The sequence below is a fragment of the Pauljensenia sp. UMB10120 genome (assembly GCF_030212035.1).
Lineage (GTDB): Bacteria > Actinomycetota > Actinomycetes > Actinomycetales > Actinomycetaceae > Pauljensenia > Pauljensenia radingae_A.
The window spans coordinates 1-25,582 of record NZ_JASODH010000003.1 but is presented as its reverse complement, the minus strand read 5'-3'; the positions used below and the strand labels follow the sequence as shown (position 1 = coordinate 25,582).

Genomic DNA, 25,582 nt, shown 5'->3' with positions numbered 1-25,582 from the left:
CTGTCGATCAGAAGACGCCAGGCTGCACCTTCCCTGCCAGCCTTGTCAGGCTGATACGTGGGAAATCCCTATTTTCCTGCAGTTTTACCTTGCAATGAGGGAAGCAATCAGTGCTCGCATAGGTGAAGCTGCCTCCAGGTTGACAGTTGGGGACAGGAGAGTGGGGTGCTTCAGATATGGGCGAGGACGCCCGCACTGCCTCGAGATCGACAGTTGGGGACAAGGCAGAGGGGGTGAAGGCCGCTATCTGACGGCGATGATCCTACCGATAGTTCACGAACTGCAACGCGCAGTCGATCTTCCGGCCCGCTTCGCCTCTGAGCAGTGCAATGACTTCTTGCAGGGAATCGCGCGACTTTGACGAAACGCGAACCTCATCTCCCTGGATCTGTGCCTTCACGCCCTTCGGACCTTCATCGCGAATCAGCTTCGTAATCTTCCTGGCATTGTCCTGGCTGATACCTTCGCGCAGGGGAACGACCATTCGATAGATTTTCCCGGACGGCTGAGGCTCACGATCCTTCAGATCCAGTGCCTTAAGTGAAACCTTGCGTTTGGTGAGCTTGGAGCGCAGCACGTCCACAATGGCTATCACGCGTTCGGGGGAGTTCGCTTCCATCACCACGGTATCGCCCGACAGCTCGATCGATGCGTCCACGTTACGGAAGTCGTAGCGTTGGGACACCTCCCTCGCCGCCTGATTGACAGCGTTATCCACTTCCTGGCGGTCGAGTTTGGAGACAATGTCGAATGATGAATCAGCCATGGGAATCCCTTCCTATCAGCGTCTGGCTATGAGTGTGCTCGATATCTCGCATTTGAGCGGGTCAAAACCGGTGATCCGATTGGCGCTCACGCTTGTATTTTTGTTATTCTTTCACGGCACCGATGATTGGTGTCAATGGCGGGGTGCCCGAGCGGCCAAAGGGAGCTGACTGTAAATCAGCCGCGGAATGCTTCGGGGGTTCGAATCCCTCCCCCGCCACTGGACTGAATGCCACAAGTGCTTCGCTCTCGAGGTACTCAGTTCTGCGACGTGAGGATGCTCTCAAGCCTGGAGATTGCTTCGAGCATGAGTGTCAGGCTAGAGTTTCTCTCGTTGCCCCGATAGCTCAGTCGGCAGAGCGTCTCCATGGTAAGGAGAAGGTCAAGGGTTCGATTCCCTTTCGGGGCTCTGGTTTGCGGCCTCGCAGTCGCGACCTACCACGGCGGGGTAGCTCAGCTGGTTAGAGCGCACGACTCATAATCGTGAGGTCGCGGGTTCGAGTCCCGCCCCCGCTACCGTGACCTCCCGGTCTCCGGCGATAATCTCAGAACCTCAAGTGAAGGAAAGATCGTGGCAAGCAAGTCTCAGGACGTTCGCCCCAAGATCACTCTGGCGTGCTCGGAGTGCAAGGAACGTAACTACATCACCAGGAAGAATCGTCGCAATACGCCTGACCGCCTCGAGCTGGCCAAGTATTGCCCGCGTTGCCGCAAGTCGACGACGCACCGCGAAACTCGGTGACGTTCCAGCGACGCCTCACAACTGTCATGCCCCCGGAGCTGTTCAACAGCCCGGGGGTTTATGCACGCTGCGTTTCCGCCGCCTCGGCGCACTAGATAGCCACGCACGGCACTTATTCGATCGGCACAATATGGCCACAGGGAAGGCTGTCATGAGCCTGTCACGCAGAGATCTGCCCCAATCGCGGATACGTCGTGCCGTCATTGCTGACGCCGCTATGTTCTTTTTCATGGGCTTTGCCAGTTCCTCGTGGGTGTCTCGCTTGCCGGCAGTGCGTGATTCTCTGAACCTCAGCCCGACTCAGATCGGCGCAATGCTCCTCATCGGCTCTATCGGGTCACTTGTGGCGCTTCCCTCCTCAGGCCCGGTAGTCGGGGCGATTGGGCCGCGTATGAGCGGCCGCCTCGCGGGTGTGCTGTGGGCTGTGGGTATGGGCTGCGTGGTGGCATCTATCCACGTGGGGTCGCTCGATTTGTTGTCACTGAGCCTCATCTTCGTGTCGATGGGGATGTCGTTGACAGGGTCAACAATTAACACTGCAGGCGGACTAATCGAAGTCGCCCTCGGCCACCCAATCCTGGATCGATTCCACGCGATGTTCTCGATCGGCACAGTCACCGGCGCACTCTCAGGTGCCGCAATGGCGAGGGCGGCCGTCCATGTCACCCATCATCTGCTGGGAGTGATCGTCTTTGGCCTGACCTGCGTCGCAGTCGCAACCGCGTTCCTGCTCACCGAGGACGATGTGCTCGCCCAATCTGTGAGCGACGGCGCTCCCAAGCGTCGCCGGATATTTGGAAGCGGCGGATCAACGGCCCGTACGCGAAAGGCGTGGGGCGAAAAACGCACGCTGTTGATCGGCCTGATGGTGTTGTCCTCGGGATTGCTGGAGGGGTCAGCAAATAATTGGCTTGCACTGGCGATGGTTGATGGGTACGACATGACGGCGGCGCAAGGTTCTGCGGTACTGTCCGGTTTCCTCGCCACGGTGGTGGTCGTCAGACTCAGTGCGGCGTGGCTGCGTCGGCACTGGCCACCTGATGTTTTATTGCGTGGCATGCTGATCGCCGCATGTCCCGGACTGGTCCTGGTCGGTTTCGCACCCGTGTGGGGTATTGCGATGATTGGCGTGGTGTTGTGGGCATTCGGCGCCGCCCTGGTGTATCCCACCGGTGCTTCTGCCCTGTCCCACGACCCGTCGATGACAGCTGCGCGCCTGTCGGTGCTGTCCACCATCAATTACGGCGCATTCCTGATCGGTCCGCCTGTGCTCGGCTTGCTCGCCTCGCATATCGGGTACCACCGTGCTCTGACGTGTCTGGTTGTTCCGGTTGCGGTTGGTGCGTGGCTGACACGCTACCTGCGCCCTGAGTCAGACAGCTAGGATGTCCTACGTGAGCGAACAGGGGAAGAACCGACCATCGATCAACGCCGAGGAGCATAGGCGCCCGCGCGCCCGTACGCATGCCCCCCGCCTGTCTGACATGACGACCTTTCGTGTCGGCGGTCCGGTGGCCACCCTCGTTGAGCCTTCCACTGAAGACGCCTTCGTTGACGCGTTGCGCCGCGCCGACGATGAACACAGCCCTGACCGCCTCCTGATTTTGGGCGGCGGATCGAACATCCTGGCTGACGATGCACCGTTTGATGGAACGGTGATTCGTGACGCTCGCGCAAGCCTTGAAACAGATGTCACCTGGACCCCCTCGGAGCCATCCGCGCCGCAGAGCTCACCTGTCATCGTGACGGCTGCATCTGGCGTGGCGTGGGACGCCCTCGTCAATGAGAGTGTGAAGCGGGGGCTGTCGGGCCTGGAAGCACTGTCAGGAATCCCCGGAACGGTTGGGGCGGCACCTGTGCAGAACATCGGAGCGTACGGCGGCGAAGTTGCCCACACACTGCTCCACATAGGCGCGTGGGATCGCCTTGAGCAGCGCCGCGTCGAGTTGACCCACGATGACCTTGAGCTCGGCTATCGTTCATCCATTCTGAAGCAGTCGCGTCTGACACCTCGCATGGACGGCTCGCAGTGGGGGCCTACCGGGCGCTGGGTCGTCCTAGATGTCACGCTGCAGCTCACACGCTCACACATGTCTGCACCCGTCGCGTATTCCCAGCTCGCGCGCGCATTGGACGTTCCAATTGGACAGCAGGTCGAGACGAATCGCGTACGCAGCGAGGTCCTGCGCCTGCGTGCCTCCAAGGGCATGGTGATTGACGAGGGGGACCATGACACGTGGTCGGCCGGATCGTTCTTCACGAACCCGATTCTTGATGCCGATGAGGCGGAGCGGCTGTTGCCACCTGAGGCTCCGCGATTTGACGCTGGGCGGGGCCTGGTCAAGACATCGGCAGCGTGGCTGATCGACCGTGCGGGTTTTGGAAAAGGGTTTGCGCTGTCTGACGAGTGTGAACCGTGCGGTGGCCACAGTTCGGCGCGCGCTTCACTGTCCACTAAGCACGTCCTGGCGCTGACTAACCGAGGAGGAGCCTGCGCACAGGATATCCGTGATCTGGCGCGGGCGGTGCGCGCAGGGGTGAAGGGAAGTTTTGGCGTGACGCTTGTGCCAGAACCCGTTGTCCTGGGAGAGCAAATTTAACAGCGGTACGGCTCAGCCAGCTGGACCAATGTTCGTGCTGCTCCGCGCGATTCAAGCATCTGACCGTGACCGTAGATGGGCAAAATGACTCGGCGATGCGCGCCTGGAAGCGTAGTGGGAGGGACGTTCTCATCCCACGTCGCCTCAATCTGAGTGATCCGTGCGTTCAGGTCAGTGCGTGAGGCCAGGGGGCGAATGGCGGGGGAGCCGGGGGAGAGTTCACGCAAACTCGGGATCGGCAACAGGCGTGCGATCGGTGCTCCGTCGAAGGGCGTCGCAAAGGTGATGAGGTGCCGAATACGCCATCCCTCGGGACCGGCCATGATCGCTTTGGCCACCAGTCCGCCTTTGGAATGCGAATAGAGCAGCACATGAGTGAGGTTTTCTCGCGCAAGGTAGCGCTCGGCCATCTGAGCAATCGTGTCAATCGGGCGGCGCATAGCGCGCACGCCTTCCAGGATTCGTGCGTCCCACCCGGCGTCGGCCAGCGCGCGCGCCCACGGGTCGAGATAGTGGCGCGACTCCCAGATGCCGGGAATCCCGATGGCGACTGGACGCGCCGCGCAGTCAGGCGTTGCTGTGCTCGCAGCGAGCGTCGCAGGTGTGTGTGCGCTCGCGGCAGGCTGAGTGGGCGTACCCGCGTCTGTGGAAGGCTGGGCGAGCGCGCTACTTGTTACGGTTATCGACGAGGGTGACTGCGGGCCGGCCGATGGTGAGGCTGCCGAATCATCCGAACCGTTCTGACTGCCGGACGAATCACCGGCCGCCGAAAGCGTGTCGCATACGACAGATGTCATGAGCTGGAGGCGACGGCGCGCAGCGCCCACTAAATCGTTGGCAGCGACGGCCAGGCGCTGCGGAATTGGCGGTATCGTGACCCACGAAGGTACCTCTTGGCGCAACGTCTCCGCAGGGGCGAACCAGTGCCACAGCGGCCACTGCCGAACCGATTCAGCAGCATTCTCGTGTTCGTTCATCTCACGGCTCATTGGCCAACCACCGATCAATCTGCGCGTTCCAGATGCGCCTGCGGTCAAATGACACTAGGGAGGCGCGGATCGACTGACGGGCCAGTTCCGCAAGCTGCTCGTCGCTCAGACCGAAAACATCTCGAGCAGCCTCGTATTGAGCCAACAGGCGCGAGTGGAACAGCAACGGGTCGTCGGCGCTCAAGGCGATTGTGGCGCCGGCTGCCATCAAGTCAGGCAAAGGGACGTGCACAATGTCTGGATACACCCCGAGGTGCACGTTAGACGTGGGACATACTTCCAACGCAATGCCGTCATCGACCAGGCGCTTGAGCAGGTCCGGATCCTCCGCGCTCCTGACACCGTGTCCCAGCCGGGTCGGGGAGAGCGCTGCCAGGACTTCACGCACCGATGAGGGTCCCAGCAGCTCGCCTCCATGCGGAACCGACGCAAGACCAGCGTCACGCGCAATGTTGAAGGCAGCACCGAACTGCGCGGTTGAGCCCACCCGCTCGTCGTTGGACAGACCGAATCCCACGACGGTGCCCGGCTCCCTGCCAGCGTACTGAGATGCCAGGCGGGCGAGGGTGCGTGCATCTAAGGGGTGGCGGATACGAGAGGCAGCGACCACGATGCTGACATCCACACCAGTTGCTTCGCTGGATGCGCGCGCCTCGTCCAGAATGATTTCGAGGGCGGGAGTGATGCCGCCAACCCACGGTGCATACGACGTGGGATCAACCTGCATTTCCAGATGCACAGAGCCTTCCGCCGCGTCATCCTCGGCAGCCTCACGCACGAGGCGGCGCATAACATCCTCGGTGCGAACTAACACGCGGGCTGCATCGTAGGCGCGCTGGAAGCGGAACCATCCGCGCGCATCTGCCGGGACCGTGAGCGGATCCATGTCCAGCAAATGAGGCGGCAGTCGGACGCCTTTTTCCACAGCGAGTTCGACCAGAGTGCGCGGTCGCATCGCGCCGGTGAAGTGCAGATGCAGCTGTGCCTTGGGCAATGTGGCCAGGGGCCGCCGGCCGGGGGGCGTGGGCGCCGCCTTCGTCAATATGGGCTGGTCACTGGGACTGGGGGAAGCAATCGGACGCAGCGGCATCGGCGGGGGCATGCTGTGAGAATGTTCAGGCATCAGCACCATTATCGGCAGCCGGCCGGCGCGCGTCCATCCACAAGGCGATATCCCGCATCAGGCCGGGACCTTCAGGCTCGTTCAGTACTTCGTGGTATGCGCCGTCGATGACGCGTAGGTGCGCGTCGGGGGTGTGCGTGCCCCATGCCAGTGACAGTCGAGCATTGCGCACGAATTCCTCTGACCCACTCGGGCGAGCAAGATGGTCGTGTGAACCGTGGATGACCAGGGTGGGCACGCTGAGTGAATCGGCTCGTGCGATCGTGTGGTCGCCCTGAACGCACATCGTCAGAGCAGTGATCAGCGGGACGGGTCCATGGAAATTGAGCGGATCGTTTTCGTAGTCGTCCACCACGTCAGGGTCGCGCGAGACGCCGCCCGCATCAAGCTTCGCTGTGGGCAATCCGGGGGCGACGCGAGCCAGTGTCAGCATGGAGCGAGCTACCTTGGCAGTGATCGGCGCGGCGGGACGAAATGCCGGACCGGTCAGCACCATGCCGGCAACATGATCCGGATCGATGAGGACAGATGCAGCGGTGATAATGCCGCCCATGGAATGACCCAACACAAATAGCTGCGACGTGCGCGAATTGGCGAGGGCGTCTGCGCGCGCTGCGCGGTGCTCTGTAATGAGACGGCCGACATCGACTTGAGCACGTGGACCATCTGCACTTCCGTGTCCGCTCAGATCGAATGTCACTGCGTCGTAGCCATCGTGATTGAGAGAATCGACGAGGCGCCTGTAGCGGCCTTGATGCTCGGCGTATCCGTGGCAGATCAAGACGGTGCCGTGAGGCTGGGGATCGGATGTGTGATGGGTGAACAACTGCATACCACTATTGTGCCTGTTAAAAGGCGCTGATGAGCGCTTATCAGCGCCAAAAGGGCAGAATTGGTGGTGCGACCGCAACAGCAAATGGTCAGGTGCGGGCATGCTGAGACTGAGATGGAATTCGCCGATGCTGAAGCAGAAACAACGCTCGCCGATGCTGAACCAGCGATCAGCCTCGCCCAGGCAGAAAGTGAGTCTTAGTCGCGGTCAGCCAGGAGCTTTTGAATACGGCCAACGCCTTCTGCCAGATCATCGTCGGAAAGCGCGTACGACAGGCGAATAAAGCCGCTGGGGCCAAAGGCCTCACCCGGCACTACCGCGACCTCAGCTTCCTTCAAGATGAAGTCGGCGAGTTCAGCGGACGTGGTGCACGTGGTGCCGCGAATGGAGGTGTTCAATAGTCCCTCCACCGATGGGTACGCGTAGAAGGCGCCCTTCGGTGTGGGTACGGTCAATCCTTCGATTTCACTGAGCATGTCGATCATCGTGCGTCGGCGGCGGTCAAACGCCTGGCGCATACGCTCCACGTCCTCCAGGCCACCCTCGAGCGCGGTTTTGGCAGCCCACTGGGCAACGTTGTTGACGTTGGAGGTTAAGTGAGACTGGAAAGATGTGGCCGCCTTGACCATGTCCTGCGGGCCAACCATCCAGCCCACACGCCAGCCGGTCATCGCGTATGTCTTTGCGACGCCGTTAAGGACGAGGGTCTGGTCAGCCAGTTCGGGAACCAGCTTGACAACGTGAGCAGTCTGGGCGCCGTCGTACAGCAGATGCTCGTAGATCTCATCGGTGATGACCCAGATACCGTGCTCCAGTGCCCACTGGCCGATTTGGCGAGTTTCCTCGGGTGTGTACACCGTGCCTGTCGGGTTCGAGGGGGAACAGTGCAGCAATGCCACAGTCTTGTCGGTGCGTGCCTCTTCGAGCTGGTCAACGGTGACTTTGTAATCCTGGTCAGCACCGGCAAAAACGGGAACCGTGGTGCCTCCGGCAAGTTTGATGGCCTCCGGGTAGGTCGTCCAGTAGGGGGTTGGCAGGAGAACTTCATCACCGGGATCGAGGACAGCTGCGAACGCCTCGAACACGGCCTGCTTGCCGCCGTTGGTGACCAGAATCTGGCTGGGGTCGACCTCGTAGCCCGAGTCGCGCAGCGTCTTGGCTGCGATTGCCTCGCGCAGTTCCGGCAGACCTGAGGCTGGGCTGTAACGATGCATCCGAGGATCGTGGCAGGCTTTGGCGGCTGCTTCGACGATCTGGTTGGGGGTCGGGAAGTCAGGTTCGCCGGCGCCGAAACCAATGACGGGGACGCCCTGAGCCTTGAGAGCTTTCGCCTTGGCATCCACGGCTAAAGTCGCTGATGGTGTGATGGAACGAAGACGCGCTGAGGCGCGGTGAGCAGTTTGGTTCGACATGTCTCTATCGTTGCACGATTGGAGGCCGTGCGGAAGAAAATTCCTAGGAATGGACGCGCTATGATCAGGGGGTGCTGGTGCGGACGGTGGAAGCCAAAAACACAGATCTGTGATTTTCTACATGCGGCGTGAAGTTGTACACTGGCGCGTTAACGCCCTAAACTAGCGGGGCGGGTCATGGGCGTCAGCCTGTGACAAGCGGTGAAGGGCAGTGGCGCAATTAGGTAGCGCACCGGTCTCCAAAACCGGCGGTTGTGGGTTCGATTCCCGCCTGCCCTGCTACATTGTAGATATCGGCCTACACGACAAGGAGAGGTTCTGTGAGCGACAGTCGCGCACTTGGCGGACCCGACAATGACGGTCTGCCCGACGTGCCGGACAAGCCGAGCGCTCCTGTGCGTCGTGACCGCACGAAGAGTGCACCGACTCCGAGCCGTGAGAAGTCGACGCATGAGGAAGGCGAAAAGCGTGGACTGTTCTCCCGCATTCGCCTGTTCATCAGCCAGGTCATCGCTGAGATGAAGAAGGTGACGTATCCGACTCGCAACGAAACATGGACGTACTTTGTTGTCGTGATCGTCTTCGTCACCGCTGTGATGGCATACACAGGACTTTTAGACCTGATATTCGGTAAGCTAAACGCATTGATATTCGGCTGAACCCGATTGACCCGCCGGCAGGAACCTGCAGGCGGGTTTCTTCTACGGTTCGTCAACCACTGCTGACAAGCCCACGCGCGTTGGCTCTGAAGGAGGACACGTGAGCGACCACATTGAAAACGCACCAGATGCGGATGAGACTACCGCTGTAAACGATACGCACGTCGACGCTGATTCTGCCCCTCAGTTCGTCTCTGCATCCGAATCTGTATCGGAGGGCAGCGGCGCGCAGAAAGCTGATGACGCCGAGACAGCTGATGGCGTCGAGACAGCTGACTCCACCCTCGCGCAGGAAGAAACTGCAGCTGTGATTGAGTCAGTTGCTGCCACCGAGCACGGTGGATCCGATGCTGATGCGGCTGTAGCTGAGGCGCCCGCTCATGATGAGGTGCCTGCTAAGGATCAGCCACCCTCGGAAATTGGCGACGCTGAAGCAAGCGAGCAGCCGGGCGATGCGGACACTGAATCCGCGGCTGACGAAATCGAAGACCCCATCGAAGTTCTGCGTGGCGAGCTGCGCCTTCTGCCAGGCGACTGGTACGTCATCCACACGTATTCCGGCCACGAGCGCAAGGTCAAGGCTAACCTTGAACAGCGCATCACCAGCCAGAACATGGAGGACTACATCTACCGCGTTGAGGTTCCCGACGAATATGTCATGGAATTCCGCGGCTCTCAGAAGAAGCGTGTGCGTCGTGTGCGCATCCCCGGATACGTCCTGGTGTGCATGGACTTCACTGACGCGTCATACCGAGTTGTCAAGGAAACGCCAGCCGTGACCGGCTTCGTTGGCGATCAGCACAATCCGATGCCTCTGTCTGAAGATGAGGTTGTCATGATGCTCACCCCGAACGTCATGGAAGAGGCCGCTCAGGAAAACAAGACTGGCCCGGCTCCGGTTCAGGAACTCAAGGTCAGCTACGAGGTGGGCGAAGTTGTCACAGTGGTGGACGGACCGTTCGAAACGATGAACGCCGTAATCTCCGAGATCATGCCCGAGACCCAGAAGCTGAAAGTTCTGGTCACGATTTTCGAGCGCGAAACGCCTCTGGAACTCAACTTCGATCAGGTTCAAAAGATCGACGACTAGTCGCCGCGGCGCAGGGGCGGACACGCCCGCCCAGGTGTTGCGCACAGCTTAGTGAGTGATGTCGCGCACGAGAACTTGGGATCAAGGTATCTGACGCGATATCATCGCTGTTTGTGCGTCTGCATTTGCGTGTAGGACGCGCAGGCGGATCGGCAACCGTCGGTTCGCTTCGAATCACCAATGAAAGACCCGTAACTTATATGGCACCAAAGAAGAAGGTCACCGGCCTGATCAAGCTGCAGATCCCTGCCGGTGCTGCAACTCCGGCTCCGCCAGTTGGCCCGGCACTGAGCCAGCACGGCGTGAACATCGTGGAGTTCACCAAGGCGTACAACGCTGCAACCGAATCTCAGCGCGGCAATATCGTCCCTGTTGAGATCACCGTCTATGAAGACCGTACGTTCACGTTCGTTCTCAAGACGCCTCCGGCTGCACAGATGATCAAGAAGGCGGCTGGCGTGGACAAGGGCTCACCGACGCCTCACACCACCAAGGTGGCAAACCTGACCAAAGATCAGGTTCGCGAGATCGCTGAGACCAAGATGCAGGACCTCAACGCCAACGACATCGAAGCCGCGATCAAGATCATTGCCGGCACCGCCCGTTCCATGGGCATCACCGTCAGCGACTGATACGTCACCAAACCAATCTTTGTGGAAGGGCAAGCGCTTGCCCGAACACACCACACCTGCAAGGAGATAGCAGAATGACAAAGCGCTCGAAGAGCTACCGGGCCGCCGCGGAGAAGATCCACGCCGGTGAGGTATACGAACCTCTTGAAGCCATGAAACTGGCAAAAGAAACCACTGTCACCAAGTTTGACGCCACCGTTGAGGTGATGTTCCGACTGGGTGTCGATCCCCGTAAAGCAGACCAGATGGTCCGCGGAACCGTTTCCCTGCCGCACGGCACTGGCAAGACCTCACGGGTCTTGGTCTTCGCTGTGGGCCCGCGCGCGCAGGAAGCGATCGACGCCGGAGCTGACGAGGTCGGCGGCGACGAACTGATTGAGAAGGTCCAGAAGGGCTACACCGATTTTGATGTGGCCGTCGCAACCCCTGACATGATGGGCAAGGTTGGCCGTCTGGGTCGCGTCCTCGGTCCTCGTGGCCTCATGCCGAACCCGAAGACCGGAACGGTCACGATGGAAGTTGGCAAGGCTGTCAAGGAGATCAAGGGTGGCCGTATCGAGTTCCGTGTGGACAAGCACGCGAACCTGGCGTTCATCATCGGCAAGGCATCCTTCACTGCTGAGCAGCTGACGGAAAACTACGCCGCTGCCCTCGATGAAGTCCTGCGTCTGAAGCCGTCCTCCTCCAAGGGTCGCTACATCACGAAGGCCACCGTTTCAACGACGATGGGCCCTGGCATCCCGTTGGATCCGACCAAGACGCGCGATCTGCTCGGCACTGACGACTGATTGTTCGATGCCTGACGGCATTGATTCTCGGTGCTTCGGCGATCGGTTGCAGAGATGACCGGTTGGGTTGATGACCAGGCGGATTGATGCCTGAGCGATCCTCGACGAGGGTGCCGCAGCGCCCGCGTCACGTCGCAATCTTGATAAATGGGGGTGGGTTCGCACGCGTGTGCGAACCCACCCCCATTGTGTGCCGTCATCGATGAGCCCTGTCTTGAATGCGCGGCCCCTTTCTAGCACGCCGTCTCCAGCGCATGGCATTTTGACCTGAGCCGACTTCAGCAAATGGCGACTCTCTAGTGGAACGTCTTCGTTGCGTGCCACCTTTTCCGCGTCCGGTCTCATCCGCATTTCGTCTTACTCTCGGCAGCCCCCTTTTCCCGAAGCCCACCCACCCCTACCAATCCCAACTGTCGATCTCGATGGACCAAGAAGGCGGGCTGGATTACTGGCTTTCAACACTGACGAACGTTTTCACTGGTCAGAGAGTGTTATTCGCGGAAGGTGTGGGCCTCCCTCGTCAATTAGGACGATAACGGGAGCTCCAGATCGACAGTTGGGGATTAATGCGGACAGGATGAGGGGGAGGGGGAAGATGAGGGAAGGCGGAGAGGAAGGCTGAGGAGCAGGTCGAGAGCAGGCCAAGAGGGATGCCGAGGGGAGCTAAGAGAGCGAGCGGAGAGAACGGCGAGAAAAAGCGAGAGGAGAACACGTGGGAATGTGCAGGATGCCAGAGGCATAAGGGCGGGAATAAATAGCGGCACGCAAACGTGCTTTGTTGCACACAGCGCACAGTAGAGGCCGCACATCGATCTTGGTATAGTGGAACAGCCAAAGACCGTCGGACATCTACTGACAGTAGATCGAAGCGCAAGAGCGACCGACGCAGGTAACGTGACTTGAACAGCTCCCTTGCGGGAAACTGGACAAGCGTGGTGCAAGCCCGACACGAACCTGCGTGTCGGGCTTTTTCGTGGGTACGGCGGCTGACTTTTCGGAAGGAGGACCATGGCGAGGTCTGACAAGGAGGCAGTTGTCGCCGAGCTGACGGAGAAGTTCCGCAACTCGGATGCCGTGCTGCTGACTGAGTATCGCGGTCTGACCGTTGCACAGCTCAAGGAGCTGCGTCGCGGTTTGGGCAATGACGTGAGCTACGCCGTGGTGAAGAACACGCTGGCACGGCTGGCGGCCCGCGAAGTCGGATTCGATTTCCTCGAGGACGACCTGAAGGGCCCGACAGCTATTGCATTCGTCAGCGGTGAGCCGGTTGAGGCCGCCAAGACGCTGCGTGATTTTGCCAAGGATAACCCGGCGCTGGTTTTGAAGTCTGGCGCTATGGATGGTGTCGCACTCGATGCTGACGCCGTCAAGAAGCTTGCTGATCTGGAATCCCGCGAGGTCCTGCTGGCCAAGGCTGCAGGTGCCCTCAAGGCGAAGCTCTCCCAGGCTGCGTACGCATTCAATGCACTGCCCACCAAGGCTGTGCGCACAATCGATGCTCTTCGCGACAAGCAGGAGCAAGCGGCCTGACGCGACAGGCCCCGGGTTACTGGCCTCACCGCCATGCACCCGGACTCATTTACACAACGTAATCTGCTCGCGTAGCAGGCCAAACAAGGAAGGATGCCACTCATGGCTAAGCTCTCCGCAGATGAGCTCATCGAAGCTTTCAAGGAAATGACCCTGATCGAGCTGTCCGATTTCGTCAAGCAGTTCGAAGAGGTCTTCGACGTTGAGGCTGCCGCACCGGCCGCCGCCGTTGTTGCAGCACCAGCCGCTGCCGGTGAAGAAGCAGCAGCTGAGGAAAAGACCGAGTTCGAGGTTGTCCTCGAAGCAGCCGGCGACAAGAAGGTTGCCGTTATCAAGGCTGTCAAGTCCCTCACCGGCCTCGGCCTGAAGGACGCCAAGGGCCTGGTTGACGGCGCACCGTCGACCATCTTCGAGAACGCTTCCAAGGAAGACGCCGAGAAGGCCAAGGCAGAGATCGAAGAGGCTGGCGGCACCGTCACCCTCAAGTGATTTCACTTGAAACTCTCGCGCTAGCTTAAGCGCATATCAAGTTGTCGCGGTTCAGCATCAGCTGGGCCGCGACACTTGTATATGGGCGGTGTGGCCACTGTGCGCAGTGTGGGCAGGCGGTGACGCGCGAGCCCCGCAACCGTGATGTCTGCACGCTAGCCGCCCGGCCGCGATGTCTGCACGCGAATGCCGCGCCCCGCTGCTCCGAGTGGGAGTGCTTTCCGTGTGACAATTGACGAGGGGAAAGGAGGATCCATGTCGGACACCATGAACTCCCTGCTGGTCACCGGTGGCTGCGGTTTCGTCGGCAGTAACTTTGTGCGATTCGCACTCGAACGCGATCCTCATATTCGCATCACGGTGCTCGACAAGTTGACCTATGCCGCGAACCGGCACAATCTTGATGGTTTGCCGCCCGGCAGAGTCGCCCTCGTCGTTGGGGATATCTGTGACGAGGAGCTGGTTGAATCCCTGGTCGCTGACCACGAGGCCGTCGTGAACTTTGCCGCCGAAAGCCACAATGACAAATCGATTGCTGACCCCGAGCCTTTCATCCACACTAACATTTCAGGCACCTACAGACTGCTGGAGGCATGCCGGCACCATGAGCGGCGCTTTCATCACGTCAGCACCGACGAAGTGTACGGCGACCTGGCTCTCGATGATTCCATGCGATTCACTGAAGAATCACCTGTGAAGCCGTCAAGCCCTTACAGCGCCAGCAAAGCCTCGTCTGACCTGCTGGCATGCGCATGGTTTCGCACCTTCGGTGTCCGGGTGACAATTTCGAACAGCTCGAACAACTACGGACCATATCAACACATTGAGAAATTCATTCCTCGACAGATCACGAACATTTTGACCGGCCGGCGCGCCAAGCTGTACGGCGATGGACGAAACGTTCGCGACTGGATCCATGTCGACGACCATTCGGCGGCCGTTTGGCAGATCCTGTGTCGCGGCATACCCGGAGAAACATACCTGATTTCCGCCGAAGGGGAGCGTTCCAACTTTGACGTTTTACGCTCGATCTTGCGCCTCATGGGCAGGGACGAGGATGACTTCGACTGGGTCGGGGATCGGCCCGGCCATGATCGCCGATACGCGCTGGATGCGAGCAAACTGCGCCGGGATCTTGGGTGGGAGCCGGAAAAGAGGGATTTTGAAGCGGGGCTGGCTGAGGTGATCGCCTGGTATCGCTCACATGAATCGTGGTGGCGTGACGGCAAGGATGTCATTGAAGATCAGTACGCGCGCTGGGGGCACTGAAGATCTCGCCGTCTGCATCCTCGCTGTGTGGGGGCAGGATGTGTACTGGGGCGCCAAGCCGCGACTGGTGCGTCGTGTAATTGCAGGTATGCGGGTTTTCTGTGCTCCCGAAGCTCTCGGCAAAGGCGGCAGCTTCAACTCCGCCCTCCATTCCATTCCCCAACTGTCGATCTCACTTCGTTTGCAGACACGCCGTATATGCTCGCGAGCTTCTGACCTGCAAAAGGAGCGGAGTCTGCTCGGCAATAGGTCACTCAGACCCGTTGAAATCGACAGATGGGGGACGAGGGGTGTGAGGGAGCGAAGGGCGGTATGCGGATCGGCCCGTGCGGCGGTAGCGGTGGCAGCGGCGGTGAACCTGCGAGAAACTGACAGTGCAAGCGCGCAAAGGAGAGTGCCATGAATACGGAAATGAACAGCCGGACAGATGCAGCCGCACGTGACATCGACGCGGATGAGCCGCGCCGCGCCGGAGAGGTGCACGGCTGGGTCGACGAACGATTCGAGTCGGTCAAGACTCTTTTCGCACGCATGCTCCAGCGCGATCCCACCTACTCTGCTCAGGTGTGCGCCTACGTCAACGGTGACAAGATCGTTGACTTATGGGGCGGCGGTCTCATGGATGGGCAGACGGTTACAGGGTTTTTCTCGGCAACAAAAGGTGCTTCCGCACTGACCTTGGCGCGCTTGGTTGACTCAGGTGACTTGGATCTTGAGCAGCGAGTTGCGTATTACTGGCCGGAGTTTGCCGCCTGTGGCAAAGACCAGATTACAGTCAGTCAAATGCTGTCCCATCAGGCGGGACTGCTTGGCGAAGAATCGATGCGTTTGATGGATGTGCCCTATGACTCGCGCGGGATGGCGGCAAAGTTGGCAGCCATGTCACCGCTGTGGCGCCCGGGCACGGCGTTTGGCTACCACGGCCGCACGATCGGACCGCTGATGGAGGAACTTTTCCGTCGAGTCGCCGGCGAGGACCTGCAAACCCATTACGAGCGTGAGGTTCGTGCCCCACGTGACATTGACTTCTATATCGGCTTTCCTGAATCGGAAGATGATCGCTACGAACCCATCCTGCCGTCTCTTCCCTTCGAGAAAGCCCTGGCGGAACGTGACAAGCGTGGCGAACGGGTTCCGGGAACGGCCGCTCTGTCCGACGATCCTGGCGCCGGGCCTGTCAGCGCTGATGAGCTTGCGGCAGCGGTAGGCCAGTGCGAGCTCGGAGATTCGCTTGGCGCGCTGTCCGCACTCGGTGGCGGCGTCATTGAGCCAGACAACACACCCACACCGAACCACCGCCATATTCGTGCCGCCGGCGTTGCGTCGACAGGTGGGGTCGGTTCCGCTCGCGGCCTGGCTCGCCTGTACGCAGCAGCTGTCACCGGTCTCAACGACTGTTCTGTTTCACGAATTGACGAGGGAAACCCACGCCATGATCTGTCTGAGCCGTTCTTAACGCCTGACACGGTGAAACTAATGGGAACGCAGCAGGTGTTCGGGATGGATCGAGTGCTGCAAAACGTCATGTGCTTTGCTCGGGTGTTTCAAAAGCCCAATGGTATGTTCCCGTTTGGCTCCTATCAGGCTATCGGGCACGACGGTGCGGGCGGAGCGTTGGGCTTTGCTGATCCGTTCTACGGCTTGGCATTCGGATACAATGTGCGCCGCATGAACGAGCCTGGCGGACTGGACCCGAAGTCAGTGCTGCTGTCTGCTTGTATTCGCGACATCCTTGGCGGCGGCCGGTAGGGCCTGGTGTCTGCTGGCTCGCGTGTATTGAGCACCTGGCGAGCGGTTCCTAATTCGGTTCGCCGTTCGTTCCCGTGCTCGCTTTCTCTCACCACCCCCTTCCGTACTATTCCCGTCTGTCGATCTCGACTTTCTCCCCTCATTTACCCGACCGTCGATCTTGACTTCCTCCCTTCGATTCACCCATCTGTCGATCTCAGCGCACTCAGTTCGGGTGTCATTGCACGTCCGCGCCTGCGACCTGCATAAACGGATGGGTACCCTCGTCAATTGCGAAGAAAACCGGTCGAGATCGACAGAAGGGAAGCGGAGGGAGAGGAGGAGAGAGGGAGAGGGGGAGAGGGAGGAGGAGGGAGAGGCGGCACTCGGGGCTGGGAAAAGACGGCGACCAGCCGCCGGCAACAACCAGCCAGACGGAAAGGGCAGAAACAGCGAATGGAAAGGGTGGAAAACAGTGAAGGGGAGGGACAGAGAAAAGTAGACGGGGGCAAAGAACAGTGAACGGGAGGGGCAGAGAAAAGTGAAAGCGCCGGTCAGGCCCCAAGCAACACGGCGGTGGGGTCCGTGAGATTGGGCACAGCTTCGCGCATACCCCTTGCCGACGGCGGCGAAGGATTCTAACATAACTATTTGCGCCTGATGACGCCCGAGGTGAGCTGTGCCCGCACGCGAGACCAGCGCTAAGTGTGCTAGCGACACAGTATCAGATAGGGGCGGCAGGCGGGAGCGCGCACTCACCGACTGCAGGGAAGGACACCCTTTGGCTGCCAGTAGCACCACTGCACATCAGCCCAGGAACCGTATCTCATTTGCGAAGCTTCGCGAACCTTTGCAGGCCCCGAACCTGCTGGGTCTGCAGATTCAGAGCTTCGATTGGCTTCTGGGGAACGACAATTGGAAACAACGCGTTGAGGCTGCGAAAGCTTCAGGCGGATTCGACGTGCCGGACGTTTCCGGGCTGGAAGAAATCTTCCAGGAGATCTCGCCGATTGAAGACGTCGCACAAACCATGTCATTGTCATTCCGCGACCATCGACTCGAACGCCCGAAGTACTCGGTCGAAGAGGCAAAGGCCAAGGATTACACGTACTCAGCACCGATGTACGTCACCGCCGAGTTCATGAATTACATGACCGGCGAAATCAAGTCGCAGACCGTCTTCATGGGTGACTTCCCCCTGATGACCAAGCGCGGCACTTTCATCATTAACGGCACGGAGCGCGTCGTCGTCTCCCAGCTGGTCCGCTCGCCTGGCGTGTACTTCGAGCGCACATCTGACCGCTCCTCCGATAAGGAAATCTTCGGAGCCAAAGTCATCCCCAGCCGCGGTGCCTGGCTCGAATTCGAGATCGACAAGCGCGACGCAGTGGGTGTGCGTATCGACCGCAAGCGTAAGCAGTCGGTGACTCACTTCCTCAAGGCTATCGGCATGACCGAAGCTGAGATCCGTGAACAGTTCGCGGACTACCCGGTTTTGCTGGAAACCCTTGAGAAGGACACGGTCGACACCCAGGAGGAAGCTCTCCTGGATATCTACCGCAAGATTCGCCCCGGTGAGCCCGCAGTCGTCGACGCAGCTCAGACACTGCTGAACAACTTCTACTTCGATTCCAAGCGCTACGACCTGGCGAAGGTTGGCCGCTACAAGATCAACAAGAAGCTGGCTCTGGATGCGGATCCTCGTACCTCCGTTCTGACGCTGGAAGACATCGTCACGACCATCAAATACATGCTCTCGATGCATAAGGGTGACAAGACGTTCACCGGCGTGCGTGGCGGCAAAGCCGTGGAAGTCAGCGTTGAGTCGGACGATATTGACCACTTTGGTAACCGTCGTATCCGCGCGGTGGGCGAACTGATCCAGTCGCAAGTGCGTACCGGCCTGGCGCGCATGGAACGCACCGTGCGTGAACGCATGACAACGCAGGAAGCCGATTCGATCACGCCTCAGTCGCTGATCAATATCCGCCCCGTTGTCGCAGCGATCAAGGAGTTCTTCGGAACATCCCAGCTGTCACAGTTCATGGATCAGAACAACCCGCTGGCCGGTTTGACGCACAAGCGCCGCCTGTCGGCACTGGGCCCTGGCGGTCTGTCGCGTGACCGTGCCGGCATGGAGGTCCGTGACGTTCACCCGTCGCACTACGGACGCATGTGCCCGATTGAAACCCCTGAAGGCCCAAACATTGGTCTGATCGGCACGATGGCGACGTTCGCGCGCATCAACCCCTTCGGTTTCATCGAGACGCCGTACCGCGTGGTGCGTGGCGGCCACGTCACCGACGAGGTCGAGTACCTGACCGCTGATGACGAGAACGGCCACTACATCGCTCAGGCATCATCGCCGCTGACGGAGGACAACACTTTTGCCGAAGAGATGGTTCTGTGCCGTCTCTCCGGCGAAGACCCGTTGCTCGTTGCACGCGACGACGTTGACTACATGGACGTTTCTGCACGTCAGATGGTCTCTGTTGCCACCGCGTTCATCCCGTTCCTCGAGCACGATGACGCCAACCGAGCCCTGATGGGCGCGAACATGCAGCGCCAGGCTGTCCCGTTGCTGCGCACCGAAGCTCCACTGGTCGGCACCGGCATGGAACGCCGCGCCGCTCAGGACTCAGGCGAAATGGTGATCGCTGAGCGCGCCGGTGTCGTCACCGAGGTCAGCGCCGACTTGATCGTCGTTGAAACTGACGAGGGTGGCCGCGACACCTACCGACTCGAAAAGTTTGAGCGCTCCAACCCCGGCAACTGCACGAACCAGCGTGTCATTGTCGAGGAAGGCCAACGCGTTGAAGAAGCAGACGTTCTGGCTGATGGCCCGGCCACCGACAACGGTGAAGTCGCCCTCGGAAAGAACCTGCTGGTCGCCTACATGTCGTGGGAAGGCCTGAACTACGAGGATGCCGTGATTCTGTCACGCCGCGTCGTGCAGGATGACGTCCTGACCTCCATCCATATTGAGGAGTACGAGGTTGACGCCCGCGAAACGAAGCTGGGCGACGAGGAAATCACGCGCGACATTCCGAACGTGTCCGAGGAATCACTGGCTGACCTTGACGAACGCGGCATCATCCGCATCGGTGCTGAGGTTCAGGCCGGCGACATCTTGGTCGGCAAGGTCACCCCGAAGGGTGAAACCGAACTGACCAGTGAGGAGCGCCTGCTGCGCGCCATCTTCGGTGAGAAGGCGCGCGAAGTGCGCGACACCTGCCTGCGTGTCCCACACGGTGAAGAGGGCATCGTCATTGGCGTGCGCGAGTTCAATGACGAAGAAGACGATCTGAACCCCGGCGTGCGCCAGACGGTGCGCGTGTACGTGGCTCAGCGCCGCAAGATCACCATTGGTGACAAGATGGCTGGCCGTCACGGAAACAAGGGCGTCGTCTCCAAGATTCTGCCTGTCGAAGACATGCCGTTCCTGGAAGATGGCACACCTGTGGACATCATCTTGAATCCGCTGGGTGTTCCTGGACGTATGAACGTCGGTCAGGTGCTCGAGTACCACCTCGGCTGGCTGGCCCACCAGGGTTGGGATGCCACGAAGGCGAAGGAAGCTGGCGAAGACTGGACGAAGTTCCTGCCTGAGAACGGCATCAGCGCCGAGCCCGGCTCCTTGGTTGCAACCCCCGTGTTCGACGGTCTGGAAGCAGAGGAGCTGCAAGGCCTGCTGCGTTCAGTTCGTCCCAACCGCGATGGAGAGCGCTTGACCAACGATGAAGGTAAAGCTCAGCTGTTTGATGGCCGTTCGGGTGAACCGTTCCCGTACCCCATCGCAGTGGGGTACGCCTACATGCTCAAGCTGCACCACTTGGTTGACGACAAGATTCATGCCCGTTCAACCGGCCCGTACTCGATGATTACGCAGCAGCCGCTGGGTGGTAAAGCCCAGTTCGGTGGCCAGCGCTTCGGCGAGATGGAGGTGTGGGCACTGGAGGCCTACGGTGCCGCCTACGCCCTCCAGGAGCTGCTCACCATCAAGTCGGACGACACCGTTGGACGTGTCAAGGTCTACGAAGCCATTGTCAAGGGTGAAGACATCCCGGAACCTGGTATTCCAGAGTCCTTCAGGGTCCTCATCCAGGAAATGCGCTCGCTGTGCTTGAACGTTGAAGCACTCGACGCGGCAGGCAACCCGATTGACCTGCGCGACGAGGACGAATCGTACGATGCGCAAGAGGATATGGGCATCACCTTGGATGCCCGTCCGAACGCAGCAGCAACCATTGACGCCATTTAGCTCAGTCGGTTCCGCGGCGCACAGGTCGCCCTCGTCAATCAAGACGACGAACGAGGGCGACGCGCTTGCGGGGAACCTCAGCCCCTCCAGCGGCGGGCTTGAGCAGACCACTTACGCTGGAACCGACGAACTAATGCAAGGAGCGAGACCTTGATCGACGCTAAGACGTTCGACAGCCTCAAGATCACCCTGGCAACGACAGATGACATCTCAGGATGGTCCCACGGCGAGGTAAAAAAGCCCGAAACGATTAACTACCGCACCCTCAAGCCTGAGCGCGACGGCTTGTTCGGTGAACAGATTTTTGGTCCGACCCGCGACTGGGAATGTGCGTGTGGCAAGTACAAGCGCGTGCGCTACAAGGGCATCGTGTGTGAAAAGTGTGGCGTCGAAGTCACACGCTCGAAGGTGCGTCGCGAGCGCATGGGTCATATCGACCTGGCAGCGCCTGTCACGCACATCTGGTACTTCAAAGGCGTGCCCTCACGCCTCGGATACGTCCTGGACCTGGCTCCGAAGGACCTCGAAAAGGTTATCTACTTCGCTGCCTACATGATCACCGAGGTTGACGAAAAGGGTCGCGACGAGGACCTTGCCGACCTGCGCAGCGAGCTCGAAGTTGAAAAGGGCCACCTGGAGTCCCAGCGTGACGACGCGATCAACCAGCGCGCCGAAAAGCTGGAGCAGACCCTGGCACAGATGGAAGCCGATGGCGCCAAAGCTGCCGATCGCGACCGTGAACGCAAGGCAGGGGAACGCGAAATGGGGCAGATTCGCCGCCGTTTCGACCGCGACCTGGAACAGCTGGAGACCGTGTGGGAGCGTTTCCGCGACCTCAAGGTTGGTGACCTGGAAGGTGACGAGCGCCTGTACCGCGCCATGCAGCTGCGCTACGGCACGTACTTCAAGGGCGATATGGGTGCAGCCGCCATTCAGAAGCGTCTGCAGACCTTCGACCTGGATGCCGAAGTGGAGAACCTGCGCAACACGATCGCCAACGAGTCGGGCCCGCGCAAGACCCGTGCGATCAAGCGCCTGAAGGTCGTCAACGCCTTTGTGCAAACCGGTAACAAGCCGGAGTCGATGGTGCTGACCGCTATCCCCGTCATCCCGCCGGATCTGCGCCCGATGGTTCAGCTGGACGGTGGCCGCTTTGCGACCTCGGACCTGAACGATCTGTACCGTCGCGTCATCAACCGCAACACGCGCCTGAAGAGGCTGCTGGAGCTGGGTGCGCCCGAGATCATTGTCAACAACGAAAAGCGCATGCTGCAGGAGTCTGTGGACGCGCTGTTCGACAACGGCCGTCGTGGCCGCCCCGTGGCCGGTCCTGGTAACCGCCCGCTGAAGTCGATCTCTGACATGCTCAAGGGCAAGCAGGGTCGTTTCCGTCAAAACCTGCTCGGTAAGCGCGTGGACTACTCGGGCCGTTCGGTCATCGTGGTGGGCCCGCAGCTGAAACTGCACCAGTGCGGTCTGCCCAAGCAGATGGCTCTGGAACTGTTCAAGCCATTCGTGATGAAGCGCCTGGTTGAGAAGTCGTTCGCGCAGAACGTCAAGGCAGCCAAGCGTAAGGTTGAGCGCCAGCGCCCCGAGGTGTGGGACGTCCTCGACGACGTTATTCGTGAGCACCCGGTGCTGCTGAACCGCGCACCTACACTGCACCGCCTGGGCATTCAGGCCTTCGAACCGCAGCTGATTGAAGGTAAAGCTATTCAGCTGCACCCGCTGGCCTGTGGCGCGTTCAACGCTGACTTTGACGGTGACCAGATGGCAGTCCACCTCCCGCTGGGTGCTGAGGCTCAGGCTGAGGCACGCATCCTGATGTTGTCGACGAACAACATCCTCAAGCCTTCCGACGGTCGCCCTGTTGCAATGCCGTCGCAGGACATGATCATTGGTCTGTTCCACCTGACCAGTGATCCTGATCCGGCTGTTGAGGTGGCGACTGATGAAAACGGTGAGCCGGTTGTGCCGTGCTATTCGTCAGTGGCTGAGGCACGTATGGCGTTTGATCGTGGCGAACTGGATCTGAATGCCCGTGCACGGATCCGCTTCACCGACATTGTGCCGCCCAAGGGCTGGGAAGTCCCGGAGAACTGGGAAGAGGGCGATCCGATCCTGCTGGAAACCTCGCTGGGGCGCGCGATCTTCAACGAGACTCTGCCGGTCGACTACCCGTTCGTCAACTACGTTGTGGGTAAGAAGCAGCTGGGAACGATCGTTAACACATTGACGGAGCGTTACCCGAACGTCCTCGTCGCCGAATCTCTGGACGCACTGAAAGCTGCCGGTTTCCACTGGTCAACTTGGTCTGGCATCACAATCGCGTTCTCTGACATTCAGGCGTCAGACCGCAAGGAAGAAATCCTGGCGCGTTACGAAGCCAAGGCTGCGGAGATTCAGGACCAGTTCGACACCGGTATCATCCTGGAAGAAACCCGGTACGAGGAACTGGTCAAGCTGTGGCTGAAGTGCACTGAGGAAGTTGCTGACGACATGCGTCAGAACTTCGATGCGCGCAACACCGTCTACCGCATGGTGTCGTCGGGTGCTCGTGGTAACTGGAGCCAGGTCCAGCAGATCGCCGGTATGCGTGGCCTGGTGTCTGACCCGAAGCAGAAGCTCATTGAGCGTCCGATTAAGGCAAACTACCGTGAAGGCCTGACGGTTCTGGAGTACTTCATCGCAACTCACGGCGCTCGTAAGGGTCTGGCTGATACCGCTCTTCGTACCGCCGAATCTGGTTACCTGACCCGCCGTCTGGTCGACGTGTCGCAGGACGTGATTGTGCGTGAAGAGGACTGCGGTACCCGCGCCGGCATTCGCGTGCCGATCGCCCGCAAGAACGAGTTTGACGAGTGGGAAGCCGTTGAAGCGGTTGAGACTACTGCGTACGCCCGTACGCTTGCCCGCGATGCGGTGGGTGAAGATGGCACTGTCGTGGCGGAGGCTGGCACCGACATTGGTGATGACCTGATTGCTCAGATGGTTGCCGCCGGTGTGACCGAGGTGACGACCCGTTCCGTGCTGACCTGTGAGTCGGCGGTGGGCGTGTGCGCCAGCTGCTACGGCCGTTCGCTGGCCACCGGTAAGCGCGTCTCGATCGGTGAAGCTGTCGGTATTATCGCAGCTCAGTCGATTGGTGAGCCTGGTACCCAGCTGACGATGCGTACGTTCCACACCGGTGGTGCTGCGTCGGCTGCTGACATTACCCAGGGTCTGCCGCGTGTTCAGGAGCTTTTCGAGGCGCGCAGCCCGAAGATTGAAGCCAAGATGAACGAGGCCGCCGGTCGCGTCCATATTGACGACGAAGATCCCGGTTCACGTAAGATCGTGATCACTCGCGATGATGGCCGTGAGGATTCAGTCATCGAGGTGACTCGTCGCCAGAAACTCCTGGTGAACGAGGGCGACCACATCGAAGCTGGAACCCCGTTGACTGAAGGCCAGTTGGATCCCAAGGAGGTCCTGCGTATTATGGGCCGCAATGTGGCTCAGAAGCAGCTGGTTGATGAGGTGCAGAAGGTCTACCGCGATCAGGGTGTGGGTATTCACGCCAAGCACATCGAGGTCATCGTGCGCCAGATGCTGCGCAAGATCACTATTCTGGAGCCGGGCGACACCTCGTTCATGCCGGGTCAGCTGGTGGATCGTTCAGCGTACTTGTCGGCCAACCGTCGAGTTGCCGCCGAGGGCGGTCAGCCCGCGTCAGGTCGCCAGATGCTGATGGGTATCACCAAGGCGTCGTTGGCAACGGATTCGTGGCTGTCGGCTGCGTCCTTCCAGGAGACCACAAAGGTCCTGACCGAAGCCGCCATGAACGGCAAGGTTGATCACCTGGTGGGTCTGAAGGAGAACGTCATCCTCGGAAAGTTGATCCCGGCCGGCACCGGCCTGGCTCGCTACAACGAGGTTGTCGTGGAGCCCACTGCTGAGGCAATGGCCGATGCGAACTATTCCGAACTGGATTTCCAGGATGGAGAAGTTCCTGAGTCCTTCCTGGCCTCGCTCGACTCGATCGATTTCGGAATTCCGTTCCACGGCCAGAACTGACCGTTAACCTCAGGTGGCTGGTGTAAGCCCGCGAATTGCGGCGGGCTTGCACCAGCCGCTTCTTTTTATGGCGCGGTATGGTGCCTTGCACGGTGTGATGAGGTCCCTCGTTACGGCGTGGTGAGGCTCTTTGTGCGCTGAGGGGAGTATTTCCTCCGCGACTGGGCGAGTTGCCTTAAGCGGTGTGGTGGAGGCTCCTCGTTGTGGAGTGGCGAATTTCCTTGTGCGGTGAAGGAGAGCTTGTGCGGTGAGGGAAAGCTTAAGGTGCGCGAGAGAGATTCATTGTGTGGTCTGGCGACTCCCTCCCCGCTCAGTCACTGTCTCTTTCAAGGAAGTACCGATTGCGATGTCGAGGCGGTTATCTTTCTTGAATGAGCTGGTGTTTTCTCGGTTTACTTTGTGGTTTCTCTGTTTGGTTAGTGTCCGTGGGTTTTTTCGGCGTGGTCGGTGAGGACTTGGTGGGGTTTTGTTAACAGGAATGGGGCGCTGGTTTCTCTTGTGCTTGTAATGCTAGGGATTGTGTGCGTGGTGTTGGTGAATGGGTTGGTTAGTGTGACGTCCCACGTGGTGGTGAGTGTGACGGTTTGGTGGGGTGATTCGTTTTGCCATGAGTGTGT

Annotated in this window: 18 protein-coding genes and 4 tRNA genes; 17 read left to right on the top strand and 5 right to left on the bottom strand. The window is 59.9% G+C overall.

Features of this window, described 5'->3' with window-relative positions; genetic code table 11:
- Window positions 1-262: 262 nt before the first annotated feature.
- The gene (locus tag QP093_RS03595; RefSeq protein WP_285014753.1) at window positions 263-766 is read right to left on the bottom strand and encodes a YajQ family cyclic di-GMP-binding protein; all 504 of its coding nucleotides are present in this window, start codon (window positions 764-766) and stop codon (window positions 263-265) included.
- A gap of 137 nt (window positions 767-903) precedes the next feature.
- Between QP093_RS03595 and QP093_RS03590 the strand changes: the two genes are divergently transcribed.
- The 6 genes from QP093_RS03590 (at window position 904) to QP093_RS03565 (ending at window position 4,107) form a co-directional block, all read left to right on the top strand.
- A tRNA-Tyr gene (locus QP093_RS03590) sits at window positions 904-985 on the top strand.
- 116 nt (window positions 986-1,101) lie between these two features.
- Window positions 1,102-1,174, top strand: a tRNA-Thr gene (locus QP093_RS03585).
- Between the two features lie 33 nt (window positions 1,175-1,207).
- Window positions 1,208-1,281: transfer RNA gene (locus QP093_RS03580), tRNA-Met, on the top strand.
- Window positions 1,282-1,336: 55 nt separating this feature from the next.
- The gene (rpmG, locus tag QP093_RS03575; protein ID WP_074026201.1) at window positions 1,337-1,507 is read left to right on the top strand and encodes a 50S ribosomal protein L33; all 171 of its coding nucleotides are present in this window, start codon (window positions 1,337-1,339) and stop codon (window positions 1,505-1,507) included.
- A gap of 151 nt (window positions 1,508-1,658) precedes the next feature.
- Window positions 1,659-2,891 (top strand): MFS transporter, encoded by a 1,233-nt coding sequence (locus tag QP093_RS03570; protein WP_285014750.1) that lies wholly within the window; start codon window positions 1,659-1,661, stop codon window positions 2,889-2,891.
- Between the two features lies 1 nt (window position 2,892).
- Window positions 2,893-4,107, top strand: a complete 1,215-nt coding sequence (locus QP093_RS03565) for a UDP-N-acetylmuramate dehydrogenase (protein ID WP_285014748.1) — start codon at window positions 2,893-2,895, stop codon at window positions 4,105-4,107.
- Here the strand turns inward: QP093_RS03565 and QP093_RS03560 are convergent.
- The 4 genes from QP093_RS03560 to QP093_RS03545 all read right to left on the bottom strand — a co-directional run bounded on the left by QP093_RS03560 (window position 4,104) and on the right by QP093_RS03545 (window position 8,463).
- Window positions 4,104-5,084: an esterase/lipase family protein gene (locus tag QP093_RS03560; protein WP_285014747.1), complete on the bottom strand. Its 981-nt coding sequence runs from the start codon at window positions 5,082-5,084 to the stop codon at window positions 4,104-4,106. The genes QP093_RS03565 and QP093_RS03560 overlap by 4 nt on opposite strands.
- Window position 5,085: 1 nt before the next feature.
- On the bottom strand, window positions 5,086-6,186 hold the full coding sequence (locus tag QP093_RS03555) for an adenosine deaminase (protein ID WP_480295296.1): 1,101 nt from the start codon (window positions 6,184-6,186) through the stop codon (window positions 5,086-5,088).
- 25 nt (window positions 6,187-6,211) lie between these two features.
- The gene (locus QP093_RS03550) at window positions 6,212-7,051 is read right to left on the bottom strand and encodes an alpha/beta hydrolase (protein ID WP_058237184.1); all 840 of its coding nucleotides are present in this window, start codon (window positions 7,049-7,051) and stop codon (window positions 6,212-6,214) included.
- A 197-nt stretch (window positions 7,052-7,248) separates the two neighbouring features.
- Complete coding sequence (locus QP093_RS03545) at window positions 7,249-8,463, bottom strand: pyridoxal phosphate-dependent aminotransferase (RefSeq protein WP_058237183.1); 1,215 nt, start codon at window positions 8,461-8,463, stop codon at window positions 7,249-7,251.
- A 205-nt stretch (window positions 8,464-8,668) separates the two neighbouring features.
- Here QP093_RS03545 and QP093_RS03540 point away from each other — a divergent pair.
- The 11 genes from QP093_RS03540 to QP093_RS03490 all read left to right on the top strand — a co-directional run bounded on the left by QP093_RS03540 (window position 8,669) and on the right by QP093_RS03490 (window position 24,965).
- A tRNA-Trp gene (locus QP093_RS03540) sits at window positions 8,669-8,742 on the top strand.
- Between the two features lie 83 nt (window positions 8,743-8,825).
- Window positions 8,826-9,122, top strand: a complete 297-nt coding sequence (secE, locus tag QP093_RS03535) for a preprotein translocase subunit SecE (protein WP_058237861.1) — start codon at window positions 8,826-8,828, stop codon at window positions 9,120-9,122.
- A 100-nt stretch (window positions 9,123-9,222) separates the two neighbouring features.
- Window positions 9,223-10,212, top strand: coding sequence for a transcription termination/antitermination protein NusG (nusG, locus tag QP093_RS03530; RefSeq protein WP_307876267.1), 990 nt, complete (start codon window positions 9,223-9,225; stop codon window positions 10,210-10,212).
- 200 nt (window positions 10,213-10,412) lie between these two features.
- The gene (rplK, locus tag QP093_RS03525; RefSeq protein WP_058237182.1) at window positions 10,413-10,844 is read left to right on the top strand and encodes a 50S ribosomal protein L11; all 432 of its coding nucleotides are present in this window, start codon (window positions 10,413-10,415) and stop codon (window positions 10,842-10,844) included.
- Window positions 10,845-10,918: 74 nt separating this feature from the next.
- On the top strand, window positions 10,919-11,632 hold the full coding sequence (gene rplA / locus QP093_RS03520) for a 50S ribosomal protein L1 (RefSeq protein WP_058237181.1): 714 nt from the start codon (window positions 10,919-10,921) through the stop codon (window positions 11,630-11,632).
- A gap of 1,008 nt (window positions 11,633-12,640) precedes the next feature.
- Complete coding sequence (gene rplJ, locus QP093_RS03515; RefSeq protein WP_058237180.1) at window positions 12,641-13,162, top strand: 50S ribosomal protein L10; 522 nt, start codon at window positions 12,641-12,643, stop codon at window positions 13,160-13,162.
- 102 nt (window positions 13,163-13,264) lie between these two features.
- Window positions 13,265-13,651 (top strand): 50S ribosomal protein L7/L12, encoded by a 387-nt coding sequence (gene rplL, locus QP093_RS03510; protein ID WP_070725389.1) that lies wholly within the window; start codon window positions 13,265-13,267, stop codon window positions 13,649-13,651.
- A gap of 255 nt (window positions 13,652-13,906) precedes the next feature.
- Entirely contained in the window at window positions 13,907-14,920 is a 1,014-nt protein-coding gene (rfbB, locus tag QP093_RS03505; RefSeq protein ID WP_070725390.1) for a dTDP-glucose 4,6-dehydratase, read from the top strand.
- Window positions 14,921-15,319: 399 nt separating this feature from the next.
- Complete coding sequence (locus tag QP093_RS03500) at window positions 15,320-16,669, top strand: serine hydrolase domain-containing protein (protein ID WP_058237178.1); 1,350 nt, start codon at window positions 15,320-15,322, stop codon at window positions 16,667-16,669.
- Between the two features lie 760 nt (window positions 16,670-17,429).
- Window positions 17,430-20,909 carry a DNA-directed RNA polymerase subunit beta gene (gene rpoB / locus QP093_RS03495; RefSeq protein ID WP_058237177.1) on the top strand — a complete coding sequence of 1,160 codons (3,480 nt, stop codon included), beginning with the start codon at window positions 17,430-17,432 and terminating at the stop codon, window positions 20,907-20,909.
- 150 nt (window positions 20,910-21,059) lie between these two features.
- Window positions 21,060-24,965: a DNA-directed RNA polymerase subunit beta' gene (locus QP093_RS03490; protein WP_285014737.1), complete on the top strand. Its 3,906-nt coding sequence runs from the start codon at window positions 21,060-21,062 to the stop codon at window positions 24,963-24,965.
- Window positions 24,966-25,582 lie beyond the last annotated feature (617 nt).

Excerpts from the sequence above, each read along its gene's own strand:
- QP093_RS03595 (WP_285014753.1), bottom strand. The coding sequence starts at position 766 with ATGGCTGATTCATCATTCGACATTGTCTCCAAACTCGACCGCCAGGAA.
- QP093_RS03570 (WP_285014750.1), top strand. The coding sequence starts at position 1,659 with ATGAGCCTGTCACGCAGAGATCTGCCCCAATCGCGGATACGTCGTGCC.
- QP093_RS03565 (WP_285014748.1), top strand. The coding sequence starts at position 2,893 with ATGTCCTACGTGAGCGAACAGGGGAAGAACCGACCATCGATCAACGCC.
- QP093_RS03560 (WP_285014747.1), bottom strand. The coding sequence starts at position 5,084 with ATGAACGAACACGAGAATGCTGCTGAATCGGTTCGGCAGTGGCCGCTG.
- QP093_RS03555 (WP_480295296.1), bottom strand. The coding sequence starts at position 6,186 with ATGCCGCTGCGTCCGATTGCTTCCCCCAGTCCCAGTGACCAGCCCATA.
- QP093_RS03550 (WP_058237184.1), bottom strand. The coding sequence starts at position 7,051 with ATGCAGTTGTTCACCCATCACACATCCGATCCCCAGCCTCACGGCACC.
- QP093_RS03545 (WP_058237183.1), bottom strand. The coding sequence starts at position 8,463 with ATGTCGAACCAAACTGCTCACCGCGCCTCAGCGCGTCTTCGTTCCATC.
- rplK (WP_058237182.1), top strand. The coding sequence starts at position 10,413 with ATGGCACCAAAGAAGAAGGTCACCGGCCTGATCAAGCTGCAGATCCCT.
- rplA (WP_058237181.1), top strand. The coding sequence starts at position 10,919 with ATGACAAAGCGCTCGAAGAGCTACCGGGCCGCCGCGGAGAAGATCCAC.
- rplJ (WP_058237180.1), top strand. The coding sequence starts at position 12,641 with ATGGCGAGGTCTGACAAGGAGGCAGTTGTCGCCGAGCTGACGGAGAAG.
- rplL (WP_070725389.1), top strand. The coding sequence starts at position 13,265 with ATGGCTAAGCTCTCCGCAGATGAGCTCATCGAAGCTTTCAAGGAAATG.
- rfbB (WP_070725390.1), top strand. The coding sequence starts at position 13,907 with ATGTCGGACACCATGAACTCCCTGCTGGTCACCGGTGGCTGCGGTTTC.
- QP093_RS03500 (WP_058237178.1), top strand. The coding sequence starts at position 15,320 with ATGAATACGGAAATGAACAGCCGGACAGATGCAGCCGCACGTGACATC.